At 33.4% G+C, this 19,340-nt stretch carries 19 protein-coding genes; 4 read left to right on the plus strand and 15 right to left on the minus strand.

Annotated elements, in window-relative coordinates; all coding sequences use genetic code 11:
- Positions 1-116: 116 nt before the first annotated feature.
- From ACW9JY_RS02065 to ACW9JY_RS02135, 15 genes are all read right to left on the minus strand, one after another.
- Positions 117-1,100 carry a M23 family metallopeptidase gene (locus ACW9JY_RS02065; RefSeq protein ID WP_457283187.1) on the minus strand — a complete coding sequence of 328 codons (984 nt, stop codon included), beginning with the start codon at positions 1,098-1,100 and terminating at the stop codon, positions 117-119.
- A gap of 94 nt (positions 1,101-1,194) precedes the next feature.
- Positions 1,195-1,437, minus strand: coding sequence for an RNA chaperone Hfq (gene hfq / locus ACW9JY_RS02070; RefSeq protein ID WP_103077142.1), 243 nt, complete (start codon positions 1,435-1,437; stop codon positions 1,195-1,197).
- A gap of 253 nt (positions 1,438-1,690) precedes the next feature.
- Positions 1,691-2,602, minus strand: coding sequence for a tRNA (adenosine(37)-N6)-dimethylallyltransferase MiaA (miaA, locus tag ACW9JY_RS02075; protein ID WP_457283188.1), 912 nt, complete (start codon positions 2,600-2,602; stop codon positions 1,691-1,693).
- On the minus strand, positions 2,599-3,369 hold the full coding sequence (locus ACW9JY_RS02080) for a class I SAM-dependent methyltransferase (RefSeq protein ID WP_457283189.1): 771 nt from the start codon (positions 3,367-3,369) through the stop codon (positions 2,599-2,601). Before ACW9JY_RS02080 ends, miaA begins: the two co-directional genes overlap by 4 nt.
- Entirely contained in the window at positions 3,326-3,667 is a 342-nt protein-coding gene (locus tag ACW9JY_RS02085; RefSeq protein WP_457283190.1) for a hypothetical protein, read from the minus strand. Before ACW9JY_RS02085 ends, ACW9JY_RS02080 begins: the two co-directional genes overlap by 44 nt.
- 21 nt (positions 3,668-3,688) lie before the next feature.
- Complete coding sequence (locus ACW9JY_RS02090) at positions 3,689-5,920, minus strand: ABC transporter permease subunit (RefSeq protein ID WP_457283191.1); 2,232 nt, start codon at positions 5,918-5,920, stop codon at positions 3,689-3,691.
- 15 nt (positions 5,921-5,935) lie between these two features.
- Positions 5,936-7,297 carry a carbohydrate ABC transporter permease gene (locus ACW9JY_RS02095; protein ID WP_457283192.1) on the minus strand — a complete coding sequence of 454 codons (1,362 nt, stop codon included), beginning with the start codon at positions 7,295-7,297 and terminating at the stop codon, positions 5,936-5,938.
- A gap of 30 nt (positions 7,298-7,327) precedes the next feature.
- Entirely contained in the window at positions 7,328-8,656 is a 1,329-nt protein-coding gene (locus tag ACW9JY_RS02100) for a FliI/YscN family ATPase (RefSeq protein ID WP_457283193.1), read from the minus strand.
- Positions 8,643-9,341, minus strand: coding sequence for a hypothetical protein (locus ACW9JY_RS02105; RefSeq protein WP_457283194.1), 699 nt, complete (start codon positions 9,339-9,341; stop codon positions 8,643-8,645). The genes ACW9JY_RS02100 and ACW9JY_RS02105 overlap by 14 nt, the downstream gene beginning before the upstream one ends.
- Positions 9,334-10,350 carry a flagellar motor switch protein FliG gene (fliG, locus tag ACW9JY_RS02110; protein WP_103077135.1) on the minus strand — a complete coding sequence of 339 codons (1,017 nt, stop codon included), beginning with the start codon at positions 10,348-10,350 and terminating at the stop codon, positions 9,334-9,336. The genes ACW9JY_RS02105 and fliG overlap by 8 nt, the downstream gene beginning before the upstream one ends.
- Before the next feature lie 22 nt (positions 10,351-10,372).
- Positions 10,373-11,923, minus strand: coding sequence for a flagellar basal-body MS-ring/collar protein FliF (gene fliF / locus ACW9JY_RS02115; RefSeq protein WP_103077134.1), 1,551 nt, complete (start codon positions 11,921-11,923; stop codon positions 10,373-10,375).
- 26 nt (positions 11,924-11,949) lie between these two features.
- Positions 11,950-12,972, minus strand: a complete 1,023-nt coding sequence (locus ACW9JY_RS02120) for a lytic transglycosylase domain-containing protein (protein WP_457283195.1) — start codon at positions 12,970-12,972, stop codon at positions 11,950-11,952.
- A gap of 11 nt (positions 12,973-12,983) precedes the next feature.
- On the minus strand, positions 12,984-13,811 hold the full coding sequence (locus ACW9JY_RS02125; protein WP_457283196.1) for a purine-nucleoside phosphorylase: 828 nt from the start codon (positions 13,809-13,811) through the stop codon (positions 12,984-12,986).
- Positions 13,812-13,826: 15 nt separating this feature from the next.
- Positions 13,827-14,339: a hypoxanthine phosphoribosyltransferase gene (gene hpt / locus ACW9JY_RS02130; RefSeq protein WP_457283197.1), complete on the minus strand. Its 513-nt coding sequence runs from the start codon at positions 14,337-14,339 to the stop codon at positions 13,827-13,829.
- A gap of 176 nt (positions 14,340-14,515) precedes the next feature.
- Positions 14,516-15,250, minus strand: a complete 735-nt coding sequence (locus tag ACW9JY_RS02135) for a biotin--[acetyl-CoA-carboxylase] ligase (RefSeq protein WP_457283198.1) — start codon at positions 15,248-15,250, stop codon at positions 14,516-14,518.
- 254 nt (positions 15,251-15,504) lie between these two features.
- On the opposite strand from ACW9JY_RS02135, the gene ACW9JY_RS02140 reads away from it, so the two are divergent.
- The 4 genes from ACW9JY_RS02140 to ACW9JY_RS02155 all read left to right on the plus strand — a co-directional run bounded on the left by ACW9JY_RS02140 (position 15,505) and on the right by ACW9JY_RS02155 (position 19,325).
- A complete protein-coding gene (locus tag ACW9JY_RS02140) occupies positions 15,505-16,608 on the plus strand; it encodes an FtsW/RodA/SpoVE family cell cycle protein (protein ID WP_457283199.1) in 1,104 nt (367 codons plus the stop codon).
- Positions 16,609-16,611: 3 nt separating this feature from the next.
- Entirely contained in the window at positions 16,612-17,532 is a 921-nt protein-coding gene (locus ACW9JY_RS02145; protein ID WP_457283200.1) for a hypothetical protein, read from the plus strand.
- Positions 17,529-17,996, plus strand: coding sequence for a 23S rRNA (pseudouridine(1915)-N(3))-methyltransferase RlmH (locus tag ACW9JY_RS02150; RefSeq protein WP_103079522.1), 468 nt, complete (start codon positions 17,529-17,531; stop codon positions 17,994-17,996). The genes ACW9JY_RS02145 and ACW9JY_RS02150 overlap by 4 nt, the downstream gene beginning before the upstream one ends.
- Before the next feature lie 66 nt (positions 17,997-18,062).
- Entirely contained in the window at positions 18,063-19,325 is a 1,263-nt protein-coding gene (locus tag ACW9JY_RS02155; RefSeq protein WP_457283201.1) for an adenylosuccinate synthase, read from the plus strand.
- Positions 19,326-19,340 lie beyond the last annotated feature (15 nt).

Below are 19,340 nucleotides of genomic sequence, written 5' to 3' on the forward strand. Positions count from 1 at the left end.
CACCCTATTCGAATTATCTTTAGAATTCCACGTGGAAAATTATACCAAAAAAATCAAATTTCTCAAGTGAATAATACTCACTAATTGTTAATTTTTAAAAATGAAATTAACATTTCTTATGGTTTTATGAACTTCAATTTATAAACTTTTTCATTACCCCATATGTCCTCTAAAACAATTTCTCCATTTAAAGTTGCAGAGGTATCATATGAAAGTGCAGAAAAGTCATTGATAACTATTGGAGATAAATAGTCGTCCGAGTACATTTTCAACCAGTATATGGAAGATGTTGAACCATATCCAAATAAAACATCAGCTTTGTATACTTCCGACTCTTTGATCTGACTGAAATCCAATTTATAAGTTAAAATACCGTTGATATACATAGAAACTTTTTTTGGAAGAATAGTAGAGTTATCTCCTAACTTTTCACGTACTCTAATGTCTATTCTTGGATAATTACCTGTATATTCTACAATGGTTTCTCCATTTTCTGTAACTTCAAAATATTTGTTATTGGATCTAATTCTCATTAATTCCAAAGACTTCTCCCTTGGTTCATGGTACTCTAAAAACTCAAGGGGATCGTAAATGACCAACTCATCTCCGGACTGTTTTAAAATCTCAAAATGTAAGTGAGGAGCTATGGCTTCTCCTGTATCCCCCGAATAAGCTATAACCTCATTGAGGTTTATTGGAATTTCGCCTATGGGAAAAATAATTTCTATCCTTTGATTCCCAAACTCGTTTTGAACTAATTGGGCATATTTAGATATTTTATCAGTGAAGACACTTAAATGCGCATAGCCACTAATTAAGTCAGAGTCTTCATGGTATAAAAATATTGTATTTCCGTAAAGAGGATCGTTTAACCAAATCTTATAAAGAGAACCCTCAGCTGCCGTGTAAACAGGTTCTCCCTTTCTGTTAAAAGTAGAAAAGTCTACCCCTGTATGAAAATGTGGATCCACTCCAGTATCTCTGTATTCGCCAAAAGATGCGGTTATGTATGAGTTTTTTATAGGTGGCTGAAATAGTTGAGAAATAGCAAAAATAGAAAATATTAAGATGTACAAAGATATCAAAAAAGTTTTTTTCAAATTAATTCCCTCCAAAGTGTTTTTGACTTTATTGTGTAAAAAATACTAGAAAACTACCCCTTGTTTCATGGGGCAGTTTTTAATTTTCCTATTTTTACTCATCTTTGGATGTCTGTTCCTGGAAAAGTTTTATATATTTTGAAGGTGCCATCATTTTTATGGCATGTTTATAAACCAAGGATTGTTCACCGTTTTTTTCCAATAAAACCGTATAATCATCAAAAGATCTCACCACTCCGCTTGTTTGAAATCCCCCTTCTAAATAAATTTTTACTTCTATCTTGTTAATCCTCAGGATGTTCAAGAATCGGTCTTGCAAATTAAATTTTTCTGCCATGTTATCACCCCTCGTATCAGAAATTAAATATACTTTCTTTAGAAAATATAAAATTTGCTATAGCTCCCCTTCATCCCGCAGCCCACCCTTCTAAGGAAGGGACCTGCAGTCCCTAGCCCAGCTGTGAGGGAGGGCTTCGCCCTATGACCCATTTAAAATCAAAATCTTACTTATAAAACTATCTATAGCGCCTTTCATCCCACTTCCCATCCATAAGGAAGGCAGAATAAGGCTTTTCCCAGCCCTCGACCCATCAAATAAATTCACTTAATATTTGATCTACTACGTCTTCTTGAGTTGTTTGACTCAAATTAATCCATTTTGCAGATCCTATCTTACGAAAGTATATTATTTGTCTTCTTGCATAGTTACGAGTGTTTACTTTTATTTGGTGAATCATTTCATTAAAATCGATTTTCCCATATAGATATTGTATCACTTCTTTATAACCTATGGTGTTTAAAGAGTTAAGAGTTGTAGAATACCCTAAAGACAAGAGATTTTGTACCTCATCTATCAGACCTTCATCTATCATTTGATGGACTCTTTTGTTTATCCTTTCATGTAATTCTTGCCTTTCCCTATCTAGTACGATTATATGATAATCAAAAGAATTGTCACTTTGCCTATTTTCCTTTACAATTTCCCCCATTTTGATACCTGTTACAACATAAATCTCTATTGCTCTAATGATCCTTTTCAAGTCGTTTGGATGTATCTTTATAGCTCTTTGTGGATCCAAATCTACCAATATCTTTCTCAAAACACCAGGATTATTTTTTTCTAATTTTCTTAAATAAGTCCTTAAACCATAGTCAGATTTTACATTCAAAAACCCTTTTCTCAGAGCATCAAGGTATAAACCTGTTCCTCCAACTAAAATTGGTTTATTTCCCCTACTTAGTACTTCACCAATCTTTTTTTCTGCCATTTTTTTGTAGTCAAAAGCTGTAAAATGGATGCGTGGATCTATTGAGCCAAACAAGTGATGTGGAATCATCTTTTTGGTTTCTTCATCAGGCATAGCGGTACCAATTATAAGATTGCTATAAATTTGTCTAGAGTCCATACAAATTATTTCACCATTAATTCTTCTGGCTATCTCGATTGATATTTCTGTTTTTCCAACAGCCGTTGGACCTGCTATAACTAAAACTTTGTTCACTTTTCAATCACTCCGAAAAATACACCACTTTTTTTACTTCCGATTTTTTTATCGAAGTTGTATAAATCCCATACACTGTCGTTAGAACGTGCTTTGATTACCACTTTTTTCTTAGCAATTTTAATCATCTTTTCTAAATCTTCTCGTGTTATTTTATCGTATCGGGCAAACTTCCTCAAAGGATTTATAGAACTTGATTTGTATTGAGGATTCTCGAACATAGGATCACAATAAACGACATCGTAATTTTCTTCTTTTTGCTCGTTTAGAAAAATTTTATAATCTGAATTGATAATTTCGATCTTTTTTGAAGCTTCTCTCATCCAATTTTCTTTATAATCGTAGTTCGTTATATTCTCTACAACCACCGCATATATAGGAAAAGAAGCCTCTAAGCCTACTACTTTATCACAAAAATACGACAGTAGTAAGGCATCACTTCCAAGGCCAAGGGTTAAATCAAGTATAATATCGTTTTTTTGTGGAGACACAGCGTTTATTAAATAATCAATTCCATTCTTTAAATAATTGTTTAATCTTATTTTGGAAACAGAAGGATGGAAAAATAATTTTCCATCCTCCCATTGAAAGTTCAGCGATAGTTTCTTATCTATTACAAAATAAAAATTCCCTTCGTTCATTCGGAGCTTATTTCTGTCTAGGTACACACCACCGTATTTGTTGGCTAATTGCAACGCTTTTTCTATTTGTTCTTTGTTTGGTTTATGGGAAGTTGTAAAGATCCATTTGCTGGAATTCTTCACCATTTATTATAACTCCTTCGTCAGCTAATCGATTTTTTAAGTCCAATAGGACTTGGTTTCTCTTCAGGATTTCATCATTCAGTTCTTTTTTTCTTTTTTCGATTTCATTGTACTGTTCTTTTAAACTGTAATACAAATTTATCTGTCTATATATTTGGAAGGAGACGAATCCCAATATAAATATTAGAGCGCTTAACAATAAAAGTCGCAAAATGAAAGAAATATTCGGTTTTTTATGATCGAACAATTGTCTTTTCTTACTTTTATTTTTATCTAATTCAATAAATGGGATTGCACTCACTTCCTAAATTGAATCTTATGTTTAACCTTTCAAACCGGTTCTTGCTATACCTTCTATAAAATATCTTTGTAAAAATATAAACAAAATTACTATAGGGATCATAGTAAAAGTAGATGCTGCCATTAAAAGATTGTAGATCTCTCCTGCATCGGTTCTAAAATTTTGTAATCCTACTGAAAGTGTTCTCATTTCAGGACTTTTGGTGACAATCAAAACCCATAAAAAGGCATTCCAACTACCTACAAACTTTAGCAGAGCGCCTGTTAAAATTGCAGGTCTACTAAGAGGGACCATCACAGTCCATAAAAATCGCCAACTTGAAGATCCGTCTATCTTAGCAGCATCCCATAACTCGTTGGGCACAGTCATAAACTGTTGCCTGATCAAAAATATGGCAAAAACACTAATCACCCACGGAACAATCAGAGCATAGTAACTGTCTATCCAAGAAAATTTACTAATAGTTATGTAATTTGGTACTAATAAAACCTCTCCTGGTATCATCATAGTGGCTAAAAAAGTTATAAAAATAAAATCCTTTCCCCAAAAATTAAGTTTTGAAAATGCAAATGCGGCCATCGAGGCGAATATTACTTCTAAAACGGTGGTTATTAGAGAAACGAAAACCGTGTTTATGTAGTACCGAGAAAATGGAGCACCGTTCCATGCGTCCACATAATTTTGAAATATATTCCCTAATACCTGATTAAAAGAATATTCAACTTTTCCAGAAGGTACATCATCAAGCAACCAAATTGATGGTACATTTACTGTATATAATTCAACATTTGAATTGTTTTTGTACAAAATTTTATCAACAAAAGGTGGTGCGCTTACAATAGTTGCATTGGAGATCGTATCAAGGAAAAACCTATCGAAATCCTTTAATATTTTATCATATTCTTTCCTTTTTTCCAATATCCTCTCGAATTCTTCTTCTTTTCCTTGAATGTTTTCTACTAAAAAGTTGTAATCAGATTCTGAGAGTACAGTCTTGGCTTGCTCAAGAGTAACTTGATTCTGTGATAACGTTCTAATAATGTTTGTGTATATTGAGAGGTTTCTAGGGTCTTCTAATAATGAATTACTCACATCATTTACGAAATCGTTCTCAAGATATGAAACGACTTCTTGATTCAAATTATCAATATTTTTTTCGTCAGCCAATGAAATCACAATTTGTTTAAATGACTCTGGATATGCTGTTTGCTGGATACCTTCCATGATATTTTGATACTTTGTTTCGTTCGTAGGAACGTCGAATATTATGTCCACATCTTCAAAGTTAATATTTTGTTCCTCGCCATATTTTTCGTTAAAATACATATAGAAAGTTAAAGTATTGATATCTTTCATAATGGGTTCATAAATATTTCTTTGAATCATAGTATTGGTGTTGGATAGAATTTCATCTTCAAAAGTTTGAATCTCGGATAAAAAATCGGCAAGTAAATTGATTAATTCTTCTACCTCGTTTTCGCTAATTATTCTTAACTCTGCTGGATAGGAGGAGAGTTGTGAATTCAAATCGTTAGCTTTCAGTTTTATCGTTTCCAAATAATCTGAAAATATTTCTTTACTTCTTTTAATACTTTCTATTTGACTTTCTGTCATATTTGGGTTCGTTCTAAAATACGGTAAGATATTGATATTTCTTTCTAGGGTTATATCTATAAAATTTTGAATTGTGCTTATACTTTGTTGTATCCTTCTTATTGTAGTGGTCTGTTTAAAATAGCCATCTTCTTGGGAGAAAAGTCCAAAGTAAATACTTTCAAAGTTATCAAGGGAATAATCTTCTACAGCAAATAAGCTCGCTAGATCTTCTCTTAATTCAATATTTGAAACATAATCGTAGATATCAGTCATCATATCTTCGATACTTGCTTTTTGAGCGTAATCAATCTCGTTAAAAGTGAGTTGTACTCTTCCACGCCTTACAAAGTCTCCATCTATTTCATAGACCAATTTATAAGGATTGTAGCTGTCTTGGGTTGATAAAGTTCTAAATTCAGCTAAACTTAAGCCTGTTCTTGGGGAAGGTTTTGAGGGAATTGATTTTAAATTTAAATCCCATTCATTCTGAAAATTTTTTGTTGTCCATGTTGGAGGCCACAAGTTGATTTCACTACTTGTTTTCAAAGAGGTCATTATCATCCATGCAAAGGGCAAGAGCATAACTATTGCGCCACCTGCTAACAGTAAATAAACTATCAAAGTCCAAAGTGTTTTAATAAACTTTGAATAATTCAAGTATAATTTCCTCCTTTAAGATTCGTAATGTATTCTACTTCTGCTACTTCTCATCTGAAGGATTGTAAACAATAGAATAATCCCAAAAAGTACGTAAGCAGCAGCACTAGCTCTTCCCATCCTTTGTTGAACGTAAAACATATCATACACGTAGTAAACCATTGTCATCCCACTGTTGTTGTAAGGTCCAGGCATACCTACATAGAGGATAAAAATCTCATCGAAGACTTTAAATGCCCCGATCATCGCAACTATAATTATAAAAAAAGTTGTAGGAGATAATAAGGGTAAGGTTATAAACTGAAATTTTTGAAAAGGTGTGGCTCCATCAACTTCAGCTGCTTCATAGTAAGTTTTATCAATATTTTGCAGACCTGCCAAAAAGATTATTGCATAATATCCTACCATTTTCCAAATAGAGATTATGGCGACGGTAGGAATCGTAAACTTCTGATCTTTAAGCCATGGAATCTTTGAAAAACCTATTTGAGTTAAAATATAATTTAATAAACCATTGTCATTGAATATCCATTGCCACACTAGAGAAATTGCCACTACACTTGTAACAAAAGGAATAAAATAAACCGTTCTAAAAAAAGTCTTGCCATATAATTTTCTATTCAACAATAAAGCTATTAACAAGGCAAAAAGAATAGTTATAGGCGTGGAAAGTAGAACATAATAAGTGGTATTCCATATCGCTTTTATGAATAACGACTGTTCCTTTGCTAAGCTCAAAAACTTAATAATTTCAGGCACTCCCAAGGAGTAAAAAGCTATCCACAATCCGATGAACGTGATTATTCGAAGAAAAATTTTATTGGACATTTGATCGATAAAGTGCAAAGATAATAAAATTGTGTAAACTACAACAAGAATTAAAGCGCTCACTACATTAAGGTACTGTATCGAATTAATAGTTAGCAAAGCAAGTATTCCTAATATACTCATAGAAATAATTAAGTATTTTTGACGAGGGTTTTTTATCTTTTTTAGGTCAAAGATTAAATGTATGATAAAAATAGCGGTCATAAAGATTAGAAGTGTATTGAAGAATGCTTCGTTGAATGTTATATTCACAGGTTGATTTAATTTAAATAGTTCTATATAATTCTGAAATCCAATGAATATTGGATTATCTTGATTTTGGAAATCCCACTTGAAAAAACTCAGATAGAAGGAATAAAAAATAGGCCAAAAAACAAATATCCCCAGAACTACAAAAGAAGGTAGTAGATACAAATAAGCTGAAATACTTTCTTTAACTTTCCTGTATTTAACAGGTTTTAAATATTTTTTCGATAACATTCTGACTAAAAGCAAGGAAAAGACGATCAATAAAACATAAAAGATGATGGCGTATTCAGCTTTTAACAATATTTTCTGCCTCCCGCTGTTTAGTTAAATCTAGTTGTACCTTTGGTATATTTCGAATAACTTTTTCAACGTTTGTTCGAATGGGGCTTTTTCTTCTATTCTCTGCGTTAAAAAATTATTTATATTTTCAATTTCTTCCAACGCGATATCTACTTTTTTATTACTCCCCTTCTTATACGCACCAACTTCTATTAAATCCTTGGAATTTATATAACTTGCGTAAATATCTCTAATAAACATTGCTGCTTTTAGGTGTTTTTCATCTACTACTTCTTTCATCAACCTGCTTACACTGGAAAGAATATCTATTGGGGGATAATGAGAAGAATCTGCGAGGCTTCTTGAAAGAACAATATGACCATCAACTATACTCCTTACAGCGTCTCCAATTGGATCGTTCATATCATCGGCTTCAACCAATACCGTATAGATCGCAGTCATACTTCCTTTTTGTGAGTTTCCAGCTCTTTCTAAAATTTTTGGCATATTTGCAAAGACGCTTGGTGTGTATCCTCTGGTGGTTGGTGGTTCACCAATGGAAAGGCCTATTTCTCTTTGAGCCATAGCCCATCTAGTGATTGAATCCACCATCAATAAAACATTGTAACCTAAATCTCTAAAATACTCTGCGATAGTGGTGGCTGTGTAAAGAGCTTTGACTCTGAGTAAAGCAGGTGAATCTGAAGTTGAAACTATCAAAACGGATTTTTTTAGTCCATCCTCCCCAAGATCTTTTTCAATAAAATCTTTAACTTCTCTTCCTCTTTCTCCTATCAACCCAATAACGTTAATATCTGCTTCGGTATTCCTGGCTATCATTCCCAGTAAGGTACTTTTTCCTACGCCACTTCCTGCCATTATTCCAATTCTTTGACCTTTACCAAGGGTTAAAAAAGCATCAATTGCCCTTACTCCTACAGATAAAGGTTCTTTAATCCTGTTTCTTAAAAGAGGGTTAGGCGCGGGGCTATATATGCTTTTACTCTCGTAACTCTTTATTTTGGAACCATCCATAGGCCTTCCTAAACCATCCAACACGTGTCCTAAAAGTTCTGAACTAATTTTCACGTTGATTTTACTATCTACTCTTTCTACCGGCGCCCCCACATAGATACCACTGACATCTTCTAATGGCATCAACAACACTTTATTGTCGGAAAAACCTACGGTCTCTGCAAAAATCTTTGAGCCATCTTTCAATTTTATTCTACATAGATCCCCTAAAGCAACACTGGGGCCGATTGATTCAATAGTAACACCTATTATCCTACTAATTTTACCATCAAGCTCAAATAGAGGTCTGTTTTGTAATTTATCAGTAAAATAAGATAAAGAAGAAGAAAAATCATTTATTTGCATTTATAGCTTCCTCCAACATGTTCAAAATGTCTTCAAAAAATGTTTGAGGAGTCAGATCGAAAATTCCTTGATCTGTTTCCAGAACTATTTGATTATCTTTTAAAGAAGGGTCTTCAACTATATAAAAAAAGTCAGAAAACCTGTCTCTTATTAAATTCGCGTATTCTTTATTGAAAGAAGGACTTATTTTAATTTTGGAATCTTTCAACGAGGAAAGCTTCTTTTCAAAATTTTGAAAAATAATTTCCACCCACTGAGGGAAGTTAATCTTTTCTTTAAGATATCTTTCGACGATAGCCTTTATAGTGTTTTCACAGAAAATCAAACTCTGCTGTGACAACTCTTTGATATAAATATCATACTCTTTTGATATCCTTTGAATCTGAGCTCTAACCTTTTTGAGTTCTTCTTCGAGGACCTTCTTCTTCTCTTCAATATATTTACTTTGCTCTTCTTTTAATTTTCGGGCTTCTAATTCTGCGTTTTCAATTATTTTTTGGCTAGTAATTTCAGCGTTTTCAATTATCTTTTTAGCTTCTTTTTGAGCATCTGCCTCGATCTGATCTTTTAATTTATCTTTTTCTTTTTTACTTTCTTCATATTGTGTTTGCTCTATTTCTTCCACAGATAATTCGAAGGTTTTATCTAAAACAACAAATTTATTATTTACAATTCTTTTATTCAATCAATTCTTCACCTGCCCCGCCACCAGCTATAATTATCTCACCAGACTCTTCAAGTTTTCTGATTACGTTGATAATTCTTTGCTGCGCTTCATCTACATCCCTAACTCTAACAGGCCCCATGAAATCCAATTCTTCTTTTATAATCTGTGAAGCCCTTTTAGACATATTTTTAAAGATGGTATTTTTAACTTCTTCACTAGAGCCTTTTAATGCAATTGTTAAATCCTTGCTATCGACTTCACGAAGTATTCTTTGTATAGATCTGTCGTCCAATTTGACGATATCTTCAAAAACAAACATTCTTCTTCTAATTTCATCCGACAGTTTGGGATCTCTTTCTGAAAGCTTTTCAAATATTTTATTGCTGATCGCTCTATCGATGTTATTCATTATTTCTGCGGTAATATCTATCCCACCAACCTGAGAAAAAGTTTGAACGGTGAAGGCTGAGAGACGATCCTTTAACCTACTTTCTATCTCTTTTACAATATCTGGGTTGGCAGAATCCATAGTTGAAATTCTTTTTATTACGTCTAGTTGTAAAGATTCGGGTAGTTCAGAAATGACTTGAGAAGCGGCTTGAGGTGGAAGATAACATAAAATCAACGCAACCGTTTGTGGATGTTCATTTTGTAACACATTAACCATCTGTGACACATCCACTTTTCTTAGAAATTCAAAAGGTTTTACCTGTAAGTTCGAAACCAATCTGTCTATTATATCAATGGCTTTTTCTGGACCAAAAGTTTTTTCTAGAAGATTTCTTGCATATTCGACACCACCACTGTTGATGTAATCTTTTGCCTTTATGTATTCTCCAAATTCGTCCATAACTGCCTTTTTTGTTTTTTCATCGATTTTTTCCAAATTTGCTATTTCTAAAGTTAACTGTTCTACTTCTTCTTCGTCCAACTTTTTTAATATTTTACTTGCCCGTTCGGGCCCCAACAGTACCAATAATATGGCGGATTTTTTTAAACCATCTAATTCTTTACTCTTTTCAGCCATTTAAAGCAACTCCTTTTAACATTTAACGAGTTTTAAGCCAAGATTTAATGATATCTGCCACCTCATCTGGATTATTTTCCACCAAAGTAGCAATCTCTCTAAATTTCTCTTGTTCAGGTGAAACTTCTTCAACCTCTACCCCTCTTTCTTTCATCGCTTCTTCAACTCTGGATTCTAACTGGCGCTTTCTTTCTTCGACAAGTTGTGATGTCTTTCTAACTCTACGAGCCCTGGCAATTAGGATGATAAGCATCATAATGAATGCGATCACAATTATAGCGATTACAATATTAGTGATTCTTTGTCTTCTGAGTTGTAATTGATGTTCAATATCTGCTCTCATTGCTTCCAAATCCCTATTGAACTGTATATCAACTAAAGAGATATTATTTTCAGGTGCACCAACAGCTGTGGCAACGGCTGTTTTAATTTGAGATATCAACTCCTGAGTATCGCCGACTTTACTATTTTGAAAATCGATAAAGATCGTTATGCTTTTAGTGGATATTTCTCCGTTTTTATCTTCAATTGTCCTTTTATAAATCTCATTTACATCGTAGTTGGTTATCACATCTGAGCTGCTGTAATAATTCCCCGTACTTGTAGGCGTTTGATAAGTATACGGTGGAATGTTGGAATCAACACCAGGCACCCCACCAGAAGAAGGAGAAGAACTGCTTTGTTCAGTCTTAGTCTGTTGGCTTAAAATTATTCCATTTTCATCCACAACCGGTTCGATCTTTCTTTGTTCTTCTTCTATTTTTTGCCAATTTAATTCTATCTCAGGAACAACAACAACATTTCCTAAACCAAAGACTGATTGTAAACCGCTTTCTACTTTTTCTTTATAATACTTTTCTATCTCGGCTTTCAGCTGAAATTTAGTATCCGCACTATTGATATCTTCTCCCAAGGCAACCTGAGCGCTCAAATCGTTAGAAAAATTATCTACTACTTTTATGTTCTCTGGTTGCAACCCGGCTACAGCTCCAGCTACTAAATTAATTATCCCTTTAATTTGGTTTGGAGTTACACTCGCCCCAGGATTTAGTACTAACAAAACAGACGCAGAAGGTTTTGGGCTTTCACCAACTTGGTAGTAAGTTCTTGGAGGAATAACCAAATGAACGCGGGCACTTTGTACCGGTTCCATAGAAGCTATACTCCTAGATAACTCGCCTTCCAAAGCAATCTGATAGTTAACCTGCTTATCGTAGCTGGTAGCTCCAAAGCCTTGATTTTGAAGAAGTTCATAACCTTGAAGATTGTAACCCAATGAACCTTCACTGGCTAATTTCATTCTCAACTCTGATACATTCTGATTTGCAACGTAAATATTACCATAATCATCTACTTTGTAGTCTATACCCATTTCTTCCAACGTTGTTACAATATTACCCGCATTTGCCTGATCCAAACCTCCAATAAAAAACTCATAATTCTTTCTTGAAAGCAATATTGAAAAGAATATTATAAACGCAACGACAGAAATTAACAAAACTATATAGTTTCGTTTCTTTCTATTATCTAGATTTTTCCACCAGTCTCTTATTTGTTGCATATACTTTTCCATAGGGACATCCCTTTCTGAGGCATTTTTTAAAAGGCTAATCTAAAACCTAGATTTATAGAAGTTTGATAAATTTCGTATCCAACAAAAAGATCTAAGTTATAAATTGAAAAATAACTGGAGAGCAGTAAAGTATCAGCATTAATTAATATTTTTGAGGTCCAACTATCTGTTAATTCGTGCTTGTAAATTAATTCAGGATTTTCAGGCCCTTTAAGAATAAAGTTTTGCCACGGTAAACCAACGCGCAAAACAATATCTTCTGGAACTGTTTTGCCTTTTATGCCAAAGCCAAAATTCGTTCTAGGTACGTAGAAAAAGGTATAGCCATAATTTGTTTGGATGTCTATGGAATCTATTTCTTGAATTTCTTCTAAAGGAAGTACTAAACCAAAATTTCCGTATATTTCAAATTTTCTATATGCAAGTCCGGCTTTAAATTCTGTAGCTATTTTATCTACTTTATCTTCTGAGTAATAAGACACTTTGCCTCCTACGAAATAAGGGGAATATATTTTTGTGTTAGAATAATTTAGTTGAGCATTTTTTACCTTCTCGTAGTATGCTTCACCACCAGGAGACACTTTCCCTGCCATAACAGCGGTAGGTCCATCATGGTATGCTATAATCTGCAACCTTTCGTCATCAAAAAGGCGCCGAAGATAACCATGATATTCTAAGGCCCCCTTTAGATTGTCATATGGATCAAATAAATTATAAACATGTAAATCCACTCCCGTTGGATTTTTTAATTGAAGTAGTCCCATCGCTTTAGAAGACGAAATAGCATGAGTGTAATTAGACGATTCCACAACCATTTGGCCACCTATCAAAGTTCGCGGTTGGGACCAAACACTTTCTAACAATTTATTAGAATCCATTATCGGATATTTATTAATAGTATAAAACTCCATTCCAAATTCTCCGGAGGAATTTGAATTGTATTCAAAATAAGTGTTTGGTTTCATGAACAAGTAATCATAAACTTCATAATAAGAAAAAAACAAACTTGGCAGAAATATAAAAATTGCCAACGAAACAAGAGCTTTCAAAAAAACACCTTCTATAAGATATCTATTAGGTCCATTATGATATCCGCTATACTTTCGCCTGTTTTTTCTGCAATCTTCAAAACTTCTTCTGCACTAACTTCTTTTAATTGTTCAGGAACAGCTTTATCGGTTATAGCGGTGATACCTAAAATCTCCATACCAGCATGTTTTGCAACTATAGCTTCTGGTACTGTAGACATCCCTACCAAATCAGCACCAAAATTTCTCATCATAGCCATTTCAGCTGGTGTCTCAAATGTGGGACCACTTAAACCTAAATAAACACCAGAATATACTTTAATATTAAGTTTTTTAGCGGATTTAAAAGTTTCTTGCACCAAAGATTTCGAGTAAACTTCCGTCATATCGGGGAATCTAGGACCCCAATCATCGAAATTTGGTCCGATCAATGGATTGTCACCAAAAAAGTTGATATGATCGGTAATTATACACGGTACACCCACTTCAAAATCAGGGTTCAATGTTCCCGCTGCGTTAGTTATTATGAGAGTTTCAATACCTAATTCTTGCATTACGCGAATTGGAAAGGTAACCTCTTTCATAGTGTACCCTTCGTAGTAATGAAATCTCCCATTCATAAGTAATGTATCTTTACCCTTCAAACTTCCTATCATCAATTCACCTTTATGGCCGGGGGCGGTAGAGCGTGGGAAGTTAGGAATATCAGAATAAGGGATTGAAAGTGCATCTTCTAAATTTTGTGAAATTTTCCCTAATCCAGACCCCAAAATGAGCGCTATTCTAGGTTTTTTATTAGTCTTTTCTTGAATATATTGAGCTGCTTCTCTCACTTTTGATACGTATTGTTCAATATCCATATAATGTTAGCCTCCTTATTCTATATATCCAATGTATGGTAAATTTCTATATTTTTCGTCGTAATCCAATCCATACCCCACTATAAATTTATCTCCTATTTCAAATCCAGGAAATCTTACTTGAATTCCATGTTCATGAATTGTTTTTAAAACAATTGACGTAATTTCTAAAGAGGAGGGATTTTGCCTTTCTAAATATTTTACTATATATTTTAACGTATTTCCAGTATCTACAATGTCTTCAACTATTAAAACATGTTTATTTTCAAGAGGCTCATCCAACCAACTTTTTACCTTAACCTTTCCGGTGGTTATATCCCCTGAATAACTCGATACCTGTATGAAATTATAATTAACGTTCAACTGTATCTTTTTTACCAAATCACTAAAGAAATTGACGGATCCTTTTAAGACGCATACGGCGACAATTTCATCCGTTATATTTTTATAATAATCATCTATTTGCTTAGCCAAATTTTCAACCTTTTGTTGTATTTCTTCTTCTGAAATAAGCACTTTTAGACTCATTATATACCTCCCAATAGAAATAAAAAAATTACTATTTGTATTGTTATTCTTTTAAAAATCAAAACTTATTTCCCAAATAGAATTGTTTTCTAAAATATTATAAGTTGTTTTATTGATCTAAGCTCAACAAACATATTGTATCATATCTAGCAATCAATTACTCTCTTATTTAAAGATTATATCACAATTAATTCGCCAGAGTTTATTTTTCTTAACTCCCCGTTATCGTCTATTATTTCCAAATAATCTGACTGGATATCGTTTACTATACCATAAATACTTCCGTTATTTTCAGTTGATACTTGGACCTTATCTCCTACTTTCACATTCAAATGATTCAACCACATTTTTGTGATAGCTGAAATTGCTTTGGGTTTGAAGTATTTTAGATAATATGAATGGTAAGCAACATGGTTCAATTCATTCAAAAGTTTTCTCAATGGAATTTCTTTCCCAACCACATCTTTTAAAGCAATTGAGTTATTGGAGATTTTTTCAGGCAATTCATTGTTGACGTTTATTCCTACTCCCACTATAACGCAACTTGGTGTACCACCATTATAAACACTCTCTCCTAAAATCCCGCACACCTTTTTAGAATTTATCAAAATATCGTTAGGCCATTTAATGATAGGGTTCAACTTGTATTTTTTTTTCAAGACATTATAAATTACCAAAGAGTACATTCTCAAATAATAATATGGGATCAAAGGTCTTTTACGGGGTTTGAATAACACCGAAAACCATAAACCTCCCAGCGGAGAATACCACCTACTGTTTTTCCTTCCGTAACTTTCTGTTTGTTCTAAAGCCCAAACAACAGTTTCTGATGGCAGTTCACGCCAGTGTTTTTTAATGTAGTTGTTTGTTGAATCTACTTTATCCAAAAGAATCAAATTATCACCTATCATTTTAGCAGACTTTTCCTCCTCTTAAAAACTCTTTAGATAGCGCCCCTTCGCCCCGCAGCCCACCCATAAGGAAAAAGTAGTAAGATCTAATTCGTTCCCCACCCATAAGGAAAAAGGAGTAAGCTCTACTCCGCTCACCACCCATTCTCTATCTTTAGAAACGCGTTGTTTAATCTTTTGTATATCAATATGATATAATATATTGTTGATAAAAGGCAAACTCTTATCGAAATTTGTAAAGGGAGATATTTTTAGTGAATTCTTTTATTACAAATTTAATAGGTGAAAGAAAAGAACGCATAAAAAAAATAGAGATTATCCTCGTTATCGCTTACGTGATGTTGGCAATTGTAGGATTTTTATCCGTTAAAAGCGCTGTAATCAATAGCCCTCTAGAGGGAATAGAAAATCAACAATTGATGTGGATTATTATAGGGATCTCTTTTTTTGCCATCAGCATCTTCATCCCAGAAAGGTTTATTAAGAAATATACCCCTATTCTATTTTATTTAGTAATTCTTGCCTTGGTTTTGGTACTGTTCACCACACCAGTTAGTGGGGCTAAAAGATGGATAAGGCTGGGTCCTGTAGGTTTTCAACCATCTGAAATATTTAAGCTGGTATTGTTATTATATCTTAGTTATGTTCTTTCTCAAAACGATAATAAAAAGTTTTATTTTGCATCAATAATGATTTTTTTATCCGCAGGGTTAATATACAAAGAACCGGATTTTAGCACTTCGATTATCGTATTATTTACATGGTTTGTTCTAGTTTTTGTTTCAGGAAGGTTCGAAAAATTATGGCAGTATTCTTTAGGATTAGCTTTGATCGGTAGTCCAATAATTTTTTACAATCTTCAAGAATACCAAAAAGGGAGAATAATAGGATTTCTCTTTCCTCAAACCTACTCACTAAGTTATTATTATAACACCGCCCAAGCGATAAAAGCTATAGGTTCTGGTGGTTTGTTAGGGGAAGGATACATGAATGGATACATGAATTTGAGTGGATTCGTACCTGAAAGTCATACGGATTTTATATTTTCCGTTATCGGAGAAGAGTTGGGATTTATGGGGGTAAGTTTTATTCTAATACTTTATTCGGCAATACTTTGGAGACTATACGAAGGATACAAAAAAAGCGATGACCTATTTTGGAAGTATTTTTATGTTGGATCCGCATTTTTGTTCTTTTTCCATATTTTTCAAAATATTGGAATGAATCTAGGTATGTTACCAGTTACAGGCATTCCTCTGCCTCTGATATCAAATGGTGGTTCTTCTTTTGTTACTTTTTCTATAATATTAGGGATTGCAACAAAAGGTTTAATGATAGAAAAAAACATTACGAGGTGAACAATGATGAAAATCGTAGAAACTCTACCAAACATCAGTGAAGGGAAAAATAAAGAATTAATCAACCGAATCAAAGACCTTTCTGAGAATTTTGATAAGATTTGGTTTATTTCTTGTAAAAGCGATGAATACTTCAACAGAAGCTTCATCAGTGTTGTAGGTGAATTAAACGAAATAGAGACTTTCTTATTCGAAATGGTTAAAATATGTGTGGAGAATATAGATCTCAGAAACCATAGTGGGTATCATCCAAGAATAGGTGCTGTAGATGTTATCCCAATTGTTCCATTAATATCAACGACCTTTGATGAGGCGGATAATCTTGTAAAAAGATTAGCAAAAAAAATCTCTGAAAGTTTTGAATTGCCTATATATCTATACGAAAAATCCGCCAAAAACGAATACCGTAGAAATATTAACACCTTGCGAAAAGGTGAATTTGAATTCTTAACTAAAAAAATGTCTTTTCCTGAATGGGAACCAGATTTTGGTCCGAATCACCCGCATCCCACTGCTGGAGCAACTATTATAGGGGTTAGAGATTTTCTAATATCTTTGGAATTTCATATTAACACCTTAGACAGGTGGCTTGCAGAACAAATAAAGCAAGAAATAAGCTTGAGTTTACCTGCCAGTGTATTTTTAGAAAGAAAACAAAACGGTAAATTCAGTCTCACTTTAAATGCAAAAGAAGGGGATGTATCTCTCTATTTGCTTTACAGTAAAGTTAAAACAATAATAGAACATTTTGGAAGCGAAATAGAAAAAGTATCTCTCCCATCTCCTTTAACGGGAAAATTGTTTTTACAATCTTTTAAAAACTTAATAGGTAATTTGGACGGAGAATTATTTACAATAGAAGAAAAATTGTTAACCGAATCACAGATCACCAAAACAAAATATATTTCAAATGAAGAAAAATGACTAGAATCATAGTCGTAGGACCTTTAAAAAGTTCCTATATAATAGATGGAGTCAAACAATATTTAAAATGGATAAAGAAGTTTGAAAAAATTGAACTAATACAACTTCCTTTATCTGGTGATTTAAACAAGACACCACCTTCGATTTACAAAGATAAAGATTTCAAAAAGTTTGAAAAATATTTCCCGGATTCTTTCAACGTTTTATTGGATGAAAGAGGAGAACAAATGGATTCTATAAAATTTTCGGAATTTTATGACCGCACAAAAAGCAGATCGCAAGGGAAACACATAAACTTTATTGTCGGTGGTCCTCTGGGTCATTCTGATAAAATTTACAATAAAGCGGATTATATTTTATCGTTATCTAAATTGACTTTTACCCACGAATTTGCGGTTTTGATTCTTTTAGAGCAATTGTTTAGAGTTAACAAGATATTGCACAATGAAACTTATCATTATTAAAATAAAAAAGTTACGGTATTTTTATCACAGGAAGGGAGGAAGGTACGGTATCATCGTACAAAAATTATGGAAAAAATGTCGATTGTAGGTGCCCAATGGGGCGACGAAGGTAAAGGTAAGGTTGTTAATTACTTTTCAGAAAAGTTTGAATGGATCGTGCGTTTTTCTGGAGGCGCGAATGCAGGTCATACCATTTATTACAAAGGCAAAAAATATGTGAATCACATGCTTCCTTCTATTATGCCCAATTCTAAATCTAAAGGTTTTTTAGGTGCAGGAATGGTGTTGGATTTAGAAAAACTTGTAGAGGAACTAAATATACTAGAAGCTGATTTTCCTGGAATGTCCTCTAAATTTTACATTGATTTAGAAGCCTTTTTGGTCCTTCCTTGGCACAAAGAAGAAGACGAAATTATAGAAAGTATGAGAAAAAAGCCAATTGGAACAACAAAAAGAGGAATTGGACCTGCCTATACCGATAAGGTATCAAGGGAAGGCATAAAACTTTACTACTTGTTCGACGAAAAAATGCTTAAAGAACGTTTGGAAGATATATATTACCTAAAAAGTAGTCAATATGGTGATAAATTGAAAACTTCAAAAGATGATGTGTTTGAATACTTAATGAAAACCAAAAATGAATTGGAAAAATTGAAAATAAATTACGCCAGTGCGGTAGAGATGGGGAATGTTTTCAGAAGTACATCGGTACTGTTTGAAGGAGCTCAAGGTGTTTTGTTAGATTTGGATTTTGGCACCTATCCTTTTGTCACATCGTCTTCTTGTATGGCTCATGGAGTTTCCTCCGTAGGCTTTTCAACGTTCGAACTAGATGAGGTTTATGGCGTACTCAAAGCTTACACAACACGGGTAGGATCGGGACCTTTCCCAACAGAAATTTTTGGAGAAGAAGCTGACAAAATTAGGGAATTAGGAAAAGAATACGGGGCGACAACTGGAAGACCAAGAAGGGTTGGTTGGTTAGATCTCCCTGCCTTGAGATACGCAAAAATAAGGTCTGGGTTAACAGGGCTTGTAATCACCAAGGCAGATGTTTTAAACGGGTTAGATAAGATAAAAGTTTGTACACATTATGAGGTCAACGGAAAAACAAAAGATACTCCATCTTCTTCGTATGACTTTTTTGTTGCCAAACCTATTTATACTGAATTGAACGGTTGGAAAGATACCAACGATATTAATTTCCTAAAATATTTATCATATATTGAAGAACAAATCGGAGTTGATATTGACTACATTTCTTACGGACCAAAAACCGAAGAAATGTGTTCAAAAAATGATTTGATATTGAACATGAAAAACAAATAAAAAATCTAGGGGTGA

The organism is Petrotoga sp. DB-2 (genome assembly GCF_054051725.1).